Origin of the sequence: Streptococcus sp. k-163 (genome assembly GCF_013277555.1) — a bacterium.
Lineage (GTDB): Bacteria > Bacillota > Bacilli > Lactobacillales > Streptococcaceae > Streptococcus.
In genome coordinates this window covers 55,050-70,177 of record NZ_VMND01000019.1, presented here as the reverse complement: position 1 = coordinate 70,177, position 15,128 = coordinate 55,050, and the positions used below count along the sequence as shown (strand labels likewise).

General features: G+C 40.5%; 12 protein-coding genes and 1 pseudogene. 10 read left to right on the top strand and 3 right to left on the bottom strand.

Features of this window, described 5'->3' with window-relative positions; all coding sequences use genetic code 11:
* Nucleotides 1–234 precede the first annotated feature (234 nt).
* Entirely contained in the window at nucleotides 235–1,800 is a 1,566-nt protein-coding gene (locus HT731_RS07935) for an ATP-binding cassette domain-containing protein (protein ID WP_173278406.1), read from the bottom strand.
* A 337-nt stretch (nucleotides 1,801–2,137) separates the two neighbouring features.
* A pseudogene (locus tag HT731_RS07930) lies at nucleotides 2,138–2,467 on the bottom strand (helicase BlpT).
* A gap of 162 nt (nucleotides 2,468–2,629) precedes the next feature.
* Between HT731_RS07930 and HT731_RS07925 the strand changes: the two are divergent.
* The 7 genes from HT731_RS07925 to HT731_RS07895 all read left to right on the top strand — a co-directional run bounded on the left by HT731_RS07925 (nucleotide 2,630) and on the right by HT731_RS07895 (nucleotide 11,313).
* Nucleotides 2,630–3,172, top strand: coding sequence for a DUF177 domain-containing protein (locus HT731_RS07925; RefSeq protein WP_061759129.1), 543 nt, complete (start codon nucleotides 2,630–2,632; stop codon nucleotides 3,170–3,172).
* On the top strand, nucleotides 3,172–3,801 hold the full coding sequence (gene nth / locus HT731_RS07920; RefSeq protein WP_061759128.1) for an endonuclease III: 630 nt from the start codon (nucleotides 3,172–3,174) through the stop codon (nucleotides 3,799–3,801). The genes HT731_RS07925 and nth overlap by 1 nt, the downstream gene beginning before the upstream one ends.
* Before the next feature lie 210 nt (nucleotides 3,802–4,011).
* Nucleotides 4,012–4,533 carry a bifunctional pyr operon transcriptional regulator/uracil phosphoribosyltransferase PyrR gene (pyrR, locus tag HT731_RS07915; protein ID WP_061759127.1) on the top strand — a complete coding sequence of 174 codons (522 nt, stop codon included), beginning with the start codon at nucleotides 4,012–4,014 and terminating at the stop codon, nucleotides 4,531–4,533.
* A gap of 18 nt (nucleotides 4,534–4,551) precedes the next feature.
* On the top strand, nucleotides 4,552–5,475 hold the full coding sequence (locus tag HT731_RS07910; protein ID WP_061759126.1) for an aspartate carbamoyltransferase catalytic subunit: 924 nt from the start codon (nucleotides 4,552–4,554) through the stop codon (nucleotides 5,473–5,475).
* Between the two features lie 49 nt (nucleotides 5,476–5,524).
* Nucleotides 5,525–6,604 (top strand): carbamoyl phosphate synthase small subunit, encoded by a 1,080-nt coding sequence (locus HT731_RS07905; RefSeq protein WP_050278219.1) that lies wholly within the window; start codon nucleotides 5,525–5,527, stop codon nucleotides 6,602–6,604.
* Between the two features lie 312 nt (nucleotides 6,605–6,916).
* On the top strand, nucleotides 6,917–10,093 hold the full coding sequence (gene carB, locus HT731_RS07900) for a carbamoyl-phosphate synthase large subunit (protein WP_061759125.1): 3,177 nt from the start codon (nucleotides 6,917–6,919) through the stop codon (nucleotides 10,091–10,093).
* Nucleotides 10,094–10,395: 302 nt separating this feature from the next.
* Nucleotides 10,396–11,313, top strand: a complete 918-nt coding sequence (locus HT731_RS07895; protein ID WP_061759124.1) for a bifunctional riboflavin kinase/FAD synthetase — start codon at nucleotides 10,396–10,398, stop codon at nucleotides 11,311–11,313.
* A gap of 87 nt (nucleotides 11,314–11,400) precedes the next feature.
* Here the strand turns inward: HT731_RS07895 and HT731_RS07890 are convergent, their stop codons facing one another.
* A complete protein-coding gene (locus tag HT731_RS07890) occupies nucleotides 11,401–12,249 on the bottom strand; it encodes a YitT family protein (RefSeq protein ID WP_061759123.1) in 849 nt (282 codons plus the stop codon).
* Between the two features lie 140 nt (nucleotides 12,250–12,389).
* Here HT731_RS07890 and HT731_RS07885 point away from each other — a divergent pair, with 140 nt between their 5' ends.
* From HT731_RS07885 to mutY, 3 genes are all read left to right on the top strand, one after another.
* Entirely contained in the window at nucleotides 12,390–13,229 is an 840-nt protein-coding gene (locus HT731_RS07885; protein WP_061759122.1) for a DegV family protein, read from the top strand.
* 107 nt (nucleotides 13,230–13,336) lie between these two features.
* Entirely contained in the window at nucleotides 13,337–13,612 is a 276-nt protein-coding gene (locus tag HT731_RS07880) for an HU family DNA-binding protein (RefSeq protein ID WP_001284637.1), read from the top strand.
* A 312-nt stretch (nucleotides 13,613–13,924) separates the two neighbouring features.
* Nucleotides 13,925–15,100, top strand: coding sequence for an A/G-specific adenine glycosylase (mutY, locus tag HT731_RS07875; RefSeq protein ID WP_061759121.1), 1,176 nt, complete (start codon nucleotides 13,925–13,927; stop codon nucleotides 15,098–15,100).
* Nucleotides 15,101–15,128: the final 28 nt, after the last annotated feature.

Here is a 15,128-nt window from a genome sequence, read left to right as displayed (position 1 = left end):
TTTAGGAGATTTTGCCATTCAAGGCTGTTTCCCATTTCTCATTGTAATTATAAACCATGGCAACATAAGAAAACGAGCATTTCCAACTGAGGAGGTGCTCGTTTTTTGATAGTTAGAAGTAGTTTTTATCCGTCTATTTAGAGTTGATTACAAGAAATGATTGACTTGACTGTGAACATAAGATGTATCACCTATTATAATGTTCAAATAGCGCTCCAAAGCAAATAATTATCCTCATGAGTATAAATCTTCTAAATCAACGACTTCCAAACCATTTTCTGTCAAACGATAGATACTCGTACAGACCTCTTTTAAGAAACGACGGTCATGCGAAACAGTGATGATACCGCCTGGATAGGTTGCAAAGAGTTTTCTGATTTGGGGTTGAGAAGTGGGAGAAAAGTTTCGTGTGGGTTCGTCCAACAGGAGAAAATTTGGTTTGCGCAAGACTAAATCTAAAAGCAGGAGTTTTCCCTGTTGCCCGCCAGATAAGGAGCGAATTTGATGCTGCATTTCTGGATAACTGAAATTGAGACTGGCTAAGTGGGATTGGATTTTCTGTAGTTCCTCTTTTTCACCAGTTTTGCTGAGATAAGCTATTGGGGATAAATCCAATTGTAGTTTTTGCTGGTAATCTTGAGGCATATAACCAAGCGAAATCTCTTTTTTATCATTAAGAAGTTGCTGTAACTTGGCTAACAGAGTTGATTTTCCAATACCATTTGGGCCGATGATACCAATTTTTTCTTGGCCACGGACAGTTAATTGTAGTTCTTGCACCAAAATTCGCTCGCCAATGGATAAATTTTCTTTTTCCAGTTGGATTAAGACTTTAGAAGTAGGTAATGGCTGTATATCTGAGAAGAAAAGTCTGATTTCTTCCTCTTCAAGTGGTTTTTTGGTCATGGACTGAGCTGCCTTTTCAATACGTTTTTCTTGAGAGAGAACATTTTTCATCTTTTTAGCTAATAGGCGACCGGCAGTACTGTCTTTAGTAGCTCGAAGCGCAGTTTCTACATTTTGCTTGACTCGCCGATGTTTTTCCATGGTTTTATCGTAGGCTCTTTTGTCGTTAGCAGCTTGCTGGCTTTGTTTGATAAAATTAGCCTTTCTCTGGTCGCTATAGCTATCATAATCTAAATGTTCTACTAGTGTTTCCGCTTTTTTCCGGTGCTTGACCAGTCGTAAGTGGACAATAGTATCAGCCGTTTCAGAAAGAAAATCCTCATCATGAGAAATGAAAATAACGGTTTGCCGAATCTTTCGAATCTGACCTTTTAGCCAATCAACCGTCTCAAGGTCTAAGTCGTTTGAAGGTTCATCTAAAAATAGAATCTCAAAGGGTTTGGCTAACTCATGGATGAGCTGAATTTTCAAAGATTCGCCCCCTGAGAGGCTCCCAATCTTTTGGTCGCTAGCGAAACGATCGCTATCAAAATGCAATTCCTCAGCCAAACGATAGAGGATACTGTAGTCTAAATCAATAGAATCTAAAAAGAAGTAGTCGTGTAGAGTCCTATTTTTTAGCTCCTCGGGGAGTTTTTGAGGAATATAGGCCAGAGACTGATGGTCAGACTGGATGTCTCCCCTGACAGTGAAATCAGGCAAAGCGTCCCCCATTAAAGTTTTAAGCAAAGTTGATTTGCCATTTCCTTCTTCTCCAATAATAGCTACCTTTTCTCCGTCTTGGATGGTCATGCTTAAGTCGGCTACAAGGTCTCGTAAATCTTTGTTTTGTGTGATGGTCAGGTGATTGATTTTTATCATATGATTGCCCTTTCTAGAATGTTGATAGTGCATAACAAAAAGCTCTACCTTACCTAGTAGAGCCAATGTCACTGTCAGAAACGCTATTATCCATGTCGAAAATCCTGTCAAACTAGACCAGTCTACTCCTATCCAACCCAAGAGGAGCAGATGGTTAGCTTTCTAGTTTTTTGATTTTCAAAGAGGATAAAGTACCAGAAGATCTAGTACAAAAAGAGCATGCAAAAAGAGACAAAAACAAGATCTACTAAATAAAGGTTCTTTATTTGATAGACTTAGTTGTTCATGTCTCCCTTACCTCCGAGTATTAGTATCTTTATCCTATACCTTTAAGGAAATTTTGTCAACAGAAAACTGGAAATTCTATGCTCTAAAATCCAAAAACAGGTCCATAAAGAGTTAGTACGTGTTTGACATGCTCGTAATGGAACTTGTCATAGTTGCGCCAAGCGGTATGTGCTTGATCGTTTAGTTTTAGGCTACCTAATCCAATCAGAAGACTGGTAGGTTGGTAAAATTTCTAAAGGTCGATTAAGATACTGTTGTTCAATTTTTCCGCTTTTTTGTTCTCTTGCACAGTGGTGTTTAGCAGCTCTTGCAGTCGAATATCATCTGCCGTACCCTGTTTACAGCGTTGGAAACTTTTATTTAACTCGGATAGGAGTTGGGTTGCATTAGCAATCAATTCTTTATCTTCCATGTGAGCATCCTTCTTGCTCTGATCTATTCTTGCCTATAGTACTAAAAAACAAAAATAGCATAGTAAATATATTGAAAAATGAATTTTAATTACAAAGTTTAGTGTGCTGGTTTGTAGCCTTTTCATGGTATAATCAAGTGAGTAAATCTTTATGGAGGAAATATGAAGTTAAATATCCAAGAAATTCGTAAGCAGTCTGAAGGCTTGCATTTTGAACAAACTTTAGATCTAGCTGCAAACCTGCGTGCACGTAATCAAGAAATTTTAGATGTAAAAGATATCCTTGCAGTTGGGAAAGTACAGTACGAAGACCGTATGTATTTCTTAGATTATCAGTTGTCTTACACCATTGTTCTTGCTTCAAGTCGCAGTATGGAGCCAGTTGAGTTAGTTGAATCTTATCCAGTCACGGAAGTTTTTATGGAAGGCGCAACTAACCAGTTGGACCAAGAAGTTCTAGATGATGATTTAGTCTTGCCTATCGAAAATGGGGAACTTAACCTTGCTGAGAGCGTGTCAGACAATATCCTGCTTAATATCCCTATCAAGGTCTTGACAGCTGAAGAAGAAGCTGGTCAAGGATTTGTGTCAGGAAATGACTGGCAAATCATGACAGAGGAAGAATACCAAGCTCAACAAGCAGTTAAGAAAGAAGAAAACAGTCCTTTTGCTGGCTTACAAGGACTATTTGATGGGGACGAATAATGGTTTTGTCAAAAAAACGAGCACGAAAAGTGCTAGAAGAAATCATTGCTCTGTTTCCAGATGCCAAGCCCAGTCTTGATTTCACTAATCATTTTGAACTCTTGGTTGCGGTCATGTTGTCAGCTCAGACAACAGACGCAGCAGTAAATAAGGCCACACCAGGTCTCTTTGCTGCCTTTCCAACGCCACAAGCCATGTCTGTAGCGACAGAGAGTGAGATTGCTTCACACATTTCTCGCCTGGGCCTGTATCGGAACAAGGCTAAATTCCTTAAAAAATGTGCCCAGCAGTTACTAGACGATTTTGATGGTCAAGTCCCTCAGACACGTGAGGAATTGGAGAGTTTGGCAGGTGTTGGTCGCAAGACAGCCAATGTTGTTATGAGTGTGGGGTTTGGGATTCCAGCTTTTGCAGTGGATACTCATGTGGAGCGTATTAGCAAACACCACGATATCGTCAAAAAATCAGCGACACCTCTTGAGGTGGAAAAGCGGGTCATGGATATCTTGCCACCGGAGCAGTGGTTAGCTGCCCATCAGGCCATGATTTATTTTGGAAGAGCTATTTGTCATCCTAAAAATCCAGAGTGTGACCAGTACCCACAGTTATATGATTTTAGCAATTTATAAGATGGGGGCTCAAAAGTTTTTGCTTGATTTTAGGTCTACTTTGTGCTATAGTATTTGATAACTAAATATTCCTTTAAACCTGTCCCGTGAGGCAGGCAAGGAGCGCGATAAAGTAGAAGGGTGAAGTCTATACTGTTTGCAGTAGGGCTCGCTTGGCTATACATTTCAAGTCTCCTTGTTTAAGGAGACTTTTCTTTTTGGAGGTTTGTCATGAAGACAAAAGAAGTTGTAGACGAATTGACCGTCAAACGAGCGATTACGCGTATTACCTATGAGATTATCGAACGTAACAAAGATTTGAATAAGATCGTCTTGGCTGGTATTAAAACTCGCGGTGTCTTTATCGCCCACCGAATTCAAGAACGTTTGGAGCAACTAGAAAATCTTTCAGTTCCTGTTGTGGAATTGGATACCAAACCTTTCCGTGATGATATTAAAAGTGGAGAAGATACCTCTTTGGTTTCAGTGGATGTGACAGACCGTGAAGTTATCTTGGTGGATGATGTGCTTTATACAGGTCGTACCATTCGCGCTGCTATTGATAATATTGTCGGTCATGGTCGTCCTGCGCGCGTGAGTTTAGCAGTTCTAGTCGATCGTGGACATAGAGAATTGCCAATCCGTCCAGATTACGTTGGAAAAAATATCCCAACCAGTCGTTCTGAAGAAATCATCGTGGAGATGGCAGAACTTGATGGCCAAGACAGAGTTCTGATTACTGAAGAAGCTTAGAAAGCTAAAGGAGTAGCCATGTCAGAAAATCAACAAGCATTGAACCATGTGGTGTCCATGGAAGATCTCACTGTCGATCAAGTGATGAAATTGATCAAGCGAGGAATTGAGTTTAAAAACGGAGCTCAGCTTCCTTATGAAGACCATCCGATTGTTTCCAATCTTTTTTTTGAGGATTCTACACGGACGCATAAGTCCTTTGAAGTGGCAGAGATTAAATTGGGATTGGAACGACTTGACTTTGATGTGAAGACTAGTTCAGTTAATAAAGGGGAGACACTTTATGATACCATCCTGACTCTGTCTGCTTTAGGAGTTGACGTCTGTGTGATTCGCCACCCAGAGGTTGATTACTACAGAGAGTTGATTGCTAGTCCGACGATTACGACTTCCATCATCAATGGTGGAGATGGTTCGGGCCAACACCCTAGCCAAAGCTTGCTGGATTTGATGACTATTTATGAGGAATTTGGTCACTTTAAGGGTCTCAAGGTTGCGATTGCAGGTGACTTGGACCATTCACGCGTTGCCAAATCCAATATGCAGATTTTGAAACGCTTAGGTGCAGAACTTTATTTTGCTGGACCTGAGGAATGGAGAAGTCAAGAGTTTGCAGACTATGGACAGTTTGTAACCATTGATGAAATTATTGATCAGGTGGATGTCATGATGTTTCTCCGTGTGCAACATGAACGCCATGATAGTGGAGCTGTCTTTTCAAAAGAAGACTACCATGCCCAACATGGCTTGACTCAAGAACGTTATGACCGTTTGAAAGAAACAGCAATCCTCATGCACCCAGCTCCAGTCAATCGTGATGTAGAAATTGCAGATCACTTGGTTGAAGCACCAAAATCACGGATTGTCCAACAAATGACTAATGGTGTCTTTGTTCGAATGGCAATCTTAGAATCCGTACTGGCGAGTAGAAACGCCAACTAAAACACAAGACGTTAAAAGACGCCAGTGAGCGTCCACGAGAGGTGAAAATATGACAAAAAGACTTCTAGTATTAGAAGATGGCACAGTTTTTGAAGGCAAGGCCTTCGGAGCAGATATTGATGTAACAGGCGAAATCGTCTTTAATACAGGAATGACCGGATACCAAGAATCCATTACAGACCAGTCTTACAATGGACAAATCTTGACCTTTACTTATCCTTTGGTAGGAAATTATGGAATTAACCGTGATGACTATGAATCCATTATTCCTACTTGTAAGGGGGTTGTTGTTTTCGAAGAAGCACGTAGAGCAAGCAACTGGCGAAATCAAATGACCTTGGATGAATTTTTGAAAGCCAAGAAAATTCCTGGTATTTCAGGGATTGATACGCGTGCCCTTACCAAGATTATCCGTAAGCATGGTACTATGCGTGCAACTCTGACCCATGTTGGAGATAGCATGGATCATGTGACTGACCAGCTCCAGGCAACGGTATTACCGACAGACAATATTAAGCAGGTTTCTACTAAAACATCCTATCCAGCTCCAGGAGTTGGTTTGAGCGTGGTGTTAGTGGACTTTGGCCTCAAGCACTCAATCCTACGTGAACTTTCGAAGCGCAACTGTAATGTGACCGTGGTTCCATACACGACAACGGCAGAAGAAATTCTTCATCTTAATCCTGACGGAGTTATGTTGTCAAATGGGCCAGGTAACCCAGAAGACGTTCCACAAGCACTCGACATGATTCGCGGTGTGCAAGGGAAAATTCCAATCTTTGGTATTTGTATGGGGCACCAACTTTTCGCTATGGCAAACGGTGCTAAGACCTACAAGATGAAATTTGGTCACCGTGGCTTTAACCATGCAGTACGTGAAATTGCTACAGGCCGTGTGGACTTTACTAGTCAGAACCATGGTTATGCAGTTAGCCGTGAGGATTTACCAGAGCACTTGATCATTACCCACGAAGAAATCAATGACAAGTCAGTTGAAGGTGTGCGTCACAGATACCAACCTGCTTTCTCTGTTCAATACCACCCAGACGCAGCCCCTGGTCCACACGACGCAAGCTACCTATTTGACGAGTTTATCGAGATGATGGAAGCATTTAAACAATCAAACTAAGAACGAGTAAAAGCTCGTCGGAGAATTTATGTAACTGAACACGGACGGAAAGCTCGGAATTTAGAGAAACCAATTTGGATTGTCAATCCTTCCTTGGTTTCCTAAAATTCAATCGTTTTCTATTTGTCCTTTGTATCTTATTTAATGTCGACCCGAGAGTTGCCGAATAGAAAGGAGAAGGGTGCTCCGTATTTGCTGAACTGAATACGGGCTACGGACGGTGCTAAAAAGATAGTTATTCCTAGAACTGATAGTTCTTCGTCATAACTCCTATTTTAGCTTTGTCCGCTTGACGCCCTTAATATCTTATATATGCCTAAACGTACTGATATTCAAAAAATTATGGTGATTGGTTCTGGTCCAATTATTATTGGTCAGGCTGCAGAGTTTGACTACGCTGGGACCCAGGCTTGCTTGTCTTTGAAAGAGGAAGGTTATGAAGTTGTCTTGGTTAACTCAAACCCTGCAACTATCATGACGGACAAGGAGATTGCTGATAAGGTTTACATCGAACCGATTACACTTGAGTTTGTGACACGTATTCTTCGTAAGGAGCGCCCAGATGCCTTGCTTCCAACCCTTGGTGGTCAAACAGGGCTCAATATGGCCATGGAATTATCTAAAAATGGTATCCTTGATGAGCTTGGTGTTGAGCTTCTGGGAACTAAATTATCTGCCATTGACCAAGCCGAGGACCGTGACCTCTTTAAACAATTGATGGAAGAGCTCAACCAACCAATTCCAGAATCTGAAATTGTCAACACAGTCGAAGAAGCAGTTGCCTTTGCAGCGACAATTGGTTACCCAGTTATCGTTCGTCCAGCCTTTACACTTGGTGGTACTGGTGGTGGTATGTGTGCCAACGAGGAAGAATTGCGTGAAATCGCTGAAAATGGTTTGAAATTGTCACCTGTTACCCAATGTTTGATTGAGCGTTCAATCGCAGGTTTCAAGGAAATCGAGTACGAAGTGATGCGTGACTCAGCTGACAATGCTTTGGTTGTTTGCAACATGGAAAACTTTGACCCAGTTGGGATTCACACAGGGGATTCCATTGTATTTGCCCCTGCGCAAACCATGTCAGACTATGAAAACCAAATGCTTCGTGACGCAAGCTTGAGCATTATTCGTGCCCTCAAAATTGAAGGTGGATGTAACGTTCAGTTGGCCCTTGACCCACATAGCTTTAAGTATTATGTTATCGAAGTAAACCCTCGTGTATCGCGTTCATCAGCCCTTGCCTCTAAAGCGACAGGTTATCCAATTGCCAAGTTGGCTGCCAAGATTGCAGTTGGCTTGACCTTGGATGAGGTGATCAACCCAGTTACAGGTTCAACCTATGCCATGTTTGAGCCAGCCCTTGACTACGTAGTTGCCAAGATTCCCCGTTTTCCATTTGACAAGTTTGAAAAGGGTGAACGTCGTCTTGGAACACAGATGAAGGCGACAGGAGAAGTCATGGCGATTGGTCGAAACATCGAAGAATCACTTCTTAAGGCCTGTCGCTCACTTGAAATCGGTGTTCATCATAACGAGATTCCAGAACTTGCCAGTGTTTCAGATGATGACTTGATTGAAAAGGTTGTAAAGGCACAGGATGACCGTCTCTTCTACGTATCAGAAGCCATTCGCCGTGGCTACACACCAGAAGAAATTGCAGAGCTTACAAAAATTGATATCTTCTATCTTGATAAACTCTTGCATATCTTTGAAATTGAGCAAGAATTGGGTGCCCATCCACAAGATCTAGAAGTCTTGAAAACAGCTAAACTTAATGGCTTCTCAGACCGTAAGATTGCTGAACTTTGGGAAACGACTGCAGACCAAGTTCGTCAGCTTCGTTTGGAAAACAAGATTGTCCCAGTCTACAAGATGGTTGATACCTGCGCGGCGGAGTTTGACTCTGAAACACCATATTTCTATTCAACCTATGGTTGGGAAAATGAATCTATCAAATCTGATAAAGAATCTGTACTTGTTCTAGGTTCTGGTCCAATTCGTATCGGGCAAGGGGTTGAGTTTGACTACGCAACTGTTCACTCGGTTAAGGCTATCCAGGCTGCTGGATACGAAGCTATCATCATGAACTCAAACCCAGAGACCGTTTCTACAGACTTCTCGGTATCTGACAAGCTCTACTTTGAACCGTTGACTTTCGAAGATGTTATGAATGTCATTGACTTGGAACAACCAAAAGGGGTTATCGTTCAGTTCGGTGGTCAAACAGCCATCAACCTTGCGGAGCCATTGGCAAAAGCAGGTGTGACCATCCTTGGTACACAGGTTGCTGACCTAGACCGTGCCGAAGACCGTGACCTCTTCGAGCAAGCTCTAAAAGACCTGGATATTCCACAGCCACCAGGACAAACGGCTACCAATGAAGAAGAAGCAGTGCTTGCAGCTCGCAAGATTGGTTTCCCAGTTCTTGTCCGCCCATCTTATGTACTTGGTGGACGAGCTATGGAAATCGTTGAAAACGAAGAAGACCTCCGTTCTTACATGCGAACTGCGGTTAAGGCTAGTCCAGACCACCCAGTTCTTGTTGACTCTTACATCGTTGGGCAAGAGTGCGAGGTTGATGCCATTTCAGACGGTGAAAATGTCCTTATCCCTGGTATCATGGAACATATCGAACGTGCTGGTGTCCACTCAGGTGACTCAATGGCCGTTTACCCACCACAAACCTTGTCGCAAAAGGTGCAAGAAACCATCGCTGACTACACTAAACGCCTAGCAATTGGTCTTAACTGCCTTGGAATGATGAATATCCAGTTTGTTATCAAGGATGAAAAAGTCTATGTTATTGAGGTCAATCCACGTGCTAGCCGTACGGTTCCATTCCTTTCTAAGGTGACCAATATCCCTATGGCTCAAGTAGCGACCAAGCTTATTCTTGGGCAAAGTTTATCAGAACTTGGCTACCAAGATGGACTTTACCCTGAAAGCACTCGCGTTCATATCAAGGCACCTGTCTTCTCCTTCACGAAACTAGCTAAGGTAGACAGCTTACTTGGTCCTGAAATGAAGTCCACAGGTGAAGTTATGGGTTCTGATACGACTTTGGAAAAAGCTCTCTATAAAGCTTTTGAAGCTTCTTACTTACACTTGCCAACCTTTGGTAACGTTGTATTTACCATCGCTGATGATGCCAAAGAAGAAGCCTTGGACTTGGCTCGTCGTTTCCAAAATATTGGATATGGAATCCTTGCGACAGAAGGAACAGCAACCTTCTTTGCCAGTCATGGATTGCAAGCCCAACCTGTTGGTAAGATTGGTGATGACGATAAGGATATTCCAAGCTTTGTTCGCAAAGGAAGAATTCAAGCTATTATTAACACAGTAGGAACAAAACGAACTGCTGATGAAGATGGTGAGCAGATTCGCCGTTCAGCCATTGAACACGGAGTGCCCCTCTTCACAGCCCTAGATACAGCTAATGCCATGCTCAAAGTATTGGAAAGCCGTAGTTTTGTTACAGAAGCAATCTAGTTGAGAAAGAATTTTCACAGTTAAAAAGCCAGCGTCAAAAAACGCTGGTTTTTACGATATTAGTGCAGGCTATTCAACTATCAGTTCTTCACTCAAGAATGACTCTAAATTGTGATGCTATAAGAATAAATTAGGAATGGCTTATGTTGTCAATCGTTCCTCTTTTTTGTAATTCTAGTATATCAGAGTCAATATATGTTTGCACGGTGCTGCATTTTGCAAAAATGGTTATTTCAGGTTAAAAAAACGACATTTCATATTTTCTGTTCCAGAAATAGCTATCACTATGATATAATTATTTTATGATTATTACTATTCCTATAAAAAACCATAAAGATATTGGCACACCATCTGATTCAGTTGTAGTTCTGGGCTATTTTGATGGTATACATAAGGGGCATCAAGAATTATTTCGTGTTGCCAATAAGGCTGCGAGAAAGGATTTATTACCTATCGTAGTTATGACCTTTAATGAATCTCCAAAGATTGCTTTAGAGCCTTATCATCCGGATTTGTTTTTACATATTTTGAATCCTGCTGAACGTGAAAGAAAATTAAAGCGCGAAGGTGTAGAAGAATTATATCTTCTTGATTTTAGTAGTCAATTTGCTAGTCTCACGGCAGAAGAATTTTTTGCAACCTATATCAAGGCTATGAATGCTAAAATTATTGTTGCAGGTTTTGATTATACATTTGGCTCTGACAAAAAAACGGCAGAGAACTTAAAGGATTACTTTGATGGAGAAGTTATTATTGTCCCACCTGTAGAAGATGAGAAAGGAAAGATTAGTTCAACACGTATCCGGCAAGCTATTTTAGACGGAAATGTGAAAGAAGCAGGAGAACTTTTGGGGGCGCCGCTTCCATCAAGAGGGATGGTGGTTCATGGCAATGCTCGAGGTCGCACGATTGGTTATCCAACAGCGAATTTGGTGCTTTTAGACCGTACTTATATGCCGGCAGATGGCGTTTACGTGGTTGATGTTGAGATTCAAAGACAGAAATATCGTGCTATGGCTAGTGTCGGGAAAAATGTGACCTTTGATGGAGAAGAAGCACGTTTTGAAGTCAATATTTTTGATTTTAATCAAGATATTTATGGTGAAACAGTCATGGTTTATTGGCTTGATCGCATTCGAGATATGACCAAATTTGACTCAGTTGATCAATTAGTGGATCAGTTAAAGGCAGATGAAGAAGTAGCTCGCAATTGGTCTTAAGAGTTTGAGTAATTAAAAAAGAGGTTGTCTGTAACCCAAAAGATAGATGATTTAGTCTAACTTTTGAGGTCACTACACTACCTCTTTTTATTCTTTTTCAAAGGTGAAGCCTTCTCCAAGGATTTCATGGGCTTCTGTGATCGTGATAAAGGCTTGAGGGTCAATTCGATGAATCATTTCCTTCATTTTCACAATCTCATTTCTACCGACAATACAGTAGATAATCTTCAAATCTTTTTGACTATAGTAGCCTTGACCGGAAATAAAAGTAACACCTCTTCCTAGGTCATCATTAATCGCCTTAGCAAGTTGATCAGGACGTTTTGTGATAATCATGAAGCCTTTACCTGCATATCCTCCTTCACCAATCAAGTCAATAACACGAGAAACGATAAAATCAAATAAGAGCGTGTAAGAAACCAATCTCAAATCCTTGAAGATCAGGAGAATGAGCATAAGAATACAAAAATCTAAGATAAAGAGCAGCTTCCCCATGGATATATGAGTGTATTTGTTGATAATACGAGCTACAATATCAGTTCCGCCAGTTGTACCACCAGCATTAAAGATAATTCCAAGGCCAATTCCCAATAGAATTCCCGCTATAAGTGCAGTAATCAGTAAATCACCTTGAAGATCAATATGAAGGGGAATACGCTCAAAAAAAGCCAACCAGGCGGACAAAGCTAAGGTTCCAAGCAAACTAGAATAGAGGGATTTTGCTCCAAATATTTTCCAAGCTAGGATAAAAAGGGGAATGTTAATCAGCAGGTTCATGAGGGAAACAGGGATTTTAAAAAGATAAAAGGTGATGAGGGTAATACCTGTCGCTCCTCCTTCAAAGAGGTGATGAGGAACTACAAAATAAGTTAGCCCAAAAGCATAAATGGCAGCACCTAGTAAAATGGTTAAAACGGGATAAATTTTTTTAATCATAGGAACCTCTTTTCTTATAAGTAGATTATATCAAATTTTTAAGGAAAATTTGAATGACTCCATTAGGATTTTTAATCTTTTTTTGATATAATTAGATGTGAGAAAACCAATCTGAATCCTAAAATAGAAAGATTGATACTATGACAAAAATTAAGATTGTAACCGATTCATCTGTTACTATTGAACCAGAACTAGTAAAACAATTAGATATAACAATTGTTCCATTATCTGTAATGATTGATAATGTTGTTTATTCTGATGCGGATTTGAAAGAAGAAGGTAAATTTCTTCAGTTGATGCAAGAAGCTAAGAATCTTCCGAAAACAAGTCAGCCACCTGTAGGTGTCTTTGCTGAAGTGTTTGAAGACCTATGCAAAGATGGTAGCCAGATTCTTGCTATTCATATGTCCCATGCCCTTTCTGGTACTGTAGAAGCAGCGCGTCAAGGTGCTAGCCTATCTACTGCAGATGTGACTGTTCTTGATAGCTCTTTTACAGATCAAGCCTTGAAATTCCAAGTTGTTGAGGCTGCGAGATTAGCTCAAGAAGGCAAAGACATGGAGACCATTTTATCTCATGTAGAAGAGGTTAAAAACCACACAGAACTTTATATTGGCGTTTCAACTTTGGAAAATCTTGTCAAAGGTGGACGAATTGGCCGTGTAACCGGATTGTTGAGTTCACTTCTCAATATCCGTGTTGTCATGCAGATGAAGGACCATGAATTGCAGCCAATTGTTAAAGGTCGTGGAGCTAAAACTTTTAAAAAATGGTTGGATGAGTTGACAGCATCTCTCTCTGAACGTTCTGTAGCAGAGATTGGAATTTCATATTCTGGTAGTGCTGATTGGGCAAAAGAGATGAAAGAAAGCTTACAAGCTTATGTTGAAAAGCCAATTTCTGTTTTAGAAACAGGTTCTATTATTCAGACTCATACAGGCGAGAATGCATGGGCTATTTTGGTACGTTACCATTCCTAAAAAAATAAAGAAAATGCGAATAAACAGCGTTTTTAACTTGACCTATAAGGAATTTTAGGATATGATTATATTTGTTAATTAGAAATTAATTTGGAGGAATCGTTAACATGGCAAACAAACAAGATTTGATCGCTAAAGTAGCAGAAGCTACAGAATTGACTAAGAAAGACTCAGCAGCAGCAGTTGAAGCTGTATTTGCAGCAGTAGCTGACTACCTTGCAGCTGGTGAAAAAGTTCAATTGATCGGTTTTGGTAACTTTGAAGTTCGTGAGCGTGCTGCACGTAAAGGTCGCAACCCACAAACTGGTAAAGAAATCACAATTGCAGCTTCTAAAGTACCAGCATTCAAAGCTGGTAAAGCTCTTAAAGACGCTGTTAAATAATTAGCCTTTAAAAAGCCTATTGTATCAAGCTTTCTAGCTTGGTCAATAGGCTTTTATTTTTCATTTTTTCACTTGTTTTAGGATGATATCAACCTGCATTTTCATTGTTTTATAAGAGAGATGAGTCTTTATGGTTTATTTGTCTCAAAATCAAACCCTGAAGGTGGATAATCGCATTCTATGATATTTTATTGATTTTCAGTTGTAATCATATCAAATATTTAAGTAGAAAGAAAAATCATATACTATCTATTGAAAATATTATAAATCAGATAAAAAGACAGGTGAAATCTTCTGTGTTATACTAGAGATATGTTAGATTTGAAAGAATACGGTATCGTCATGTGGTCGGAGGAAAAGATCATTTCTTTCCGTGAGAAACTTCTTAGTTGGTATGATGAAAACAAAAGAGATTTACCGTGGCGCAGAAGTAAAAATCCTTATCATATCTGGGTGTCTGAAATCATGCTCCAGCAGACCAGGGTGGATACGGTTATTCCCTATTATAAACGATTCTTGGAATGGTTTCCGACCGTGGAAAGTTTGGCAGCTGCGCCTGAAGAAGGTTTGTTGAAGGCTTGGGAAGGTTTGGGCTATTATTCTCGAGTTCGTAATATGCAGGCTGCGGCCCAGCAGATTATGGCTGATTTTGGTGGTCAATTTCCAAACACCTATGAAGGAATTTCCAGCCTGAAAGGAATTGGACCTTACACAGCAGGAGCCATTTCCAGTATTGCTTTTAACTTGCCTGAGCCAGCTGTAGATGGTAATGTCATGCGGGTCTTGGCGCGTCTATTTGAAGTTAATCACGATATTGGGATTCCAAGTAATCGCAAAATTTTTCAGGCAATGATGGAAATTCTGATTGACCCAGAACGGCCAGGTGACTTTAATCAAGCCTTGATGGACTTAGGATCTGATATTGAGGCTCCTGTAAATCCTAGGCCAGAAGAGAGTCCAGTGAAGGATTTTAGTGCGGCATATCAGAATGGAAGCATGGACCGTTATCCAATTAAGGCTCCAAAGAAAAAGCCTGTTCCTATTTATCTTAAAGCCTTGGTGGTCAAAAATACTCAGGGGCAATTTTTACTTGAAAAAAATGAAAGTGAAAAGCTATTGGCAGGTTTTTGGCATTTCCCCTTGATAGAAGTTGATAACTTTTCGCAAGAAGAACAGTTTGACCTCTTTCATCAGGTTGCGGAAGAAAACGTGAACTTTGGTCCAAGTCCAGAAGAGAGTTTCCAGCAGGACTATGACTTAGAAGTTGATTGGCTTGATGTTTATTTTGAGACTGTCAAGCATGTATTTAGTCATCGCAAGTGGCATGTTCAAATTGTAGCAGGTCAGGTAAGTGACTTCCATGACTTTTCAGATAGGGAAGTTCGCTGGCTTTCACCAGAAGAGTTTAAGAATTATCCACTTGCCAAACCCCAACAAAAAATCTGGCAGGCTTATGCAAAAGCCAATATAGACAGTAGCAAAGACTAGCTATTGTGTCTTCTTGTTATTTTTTTGG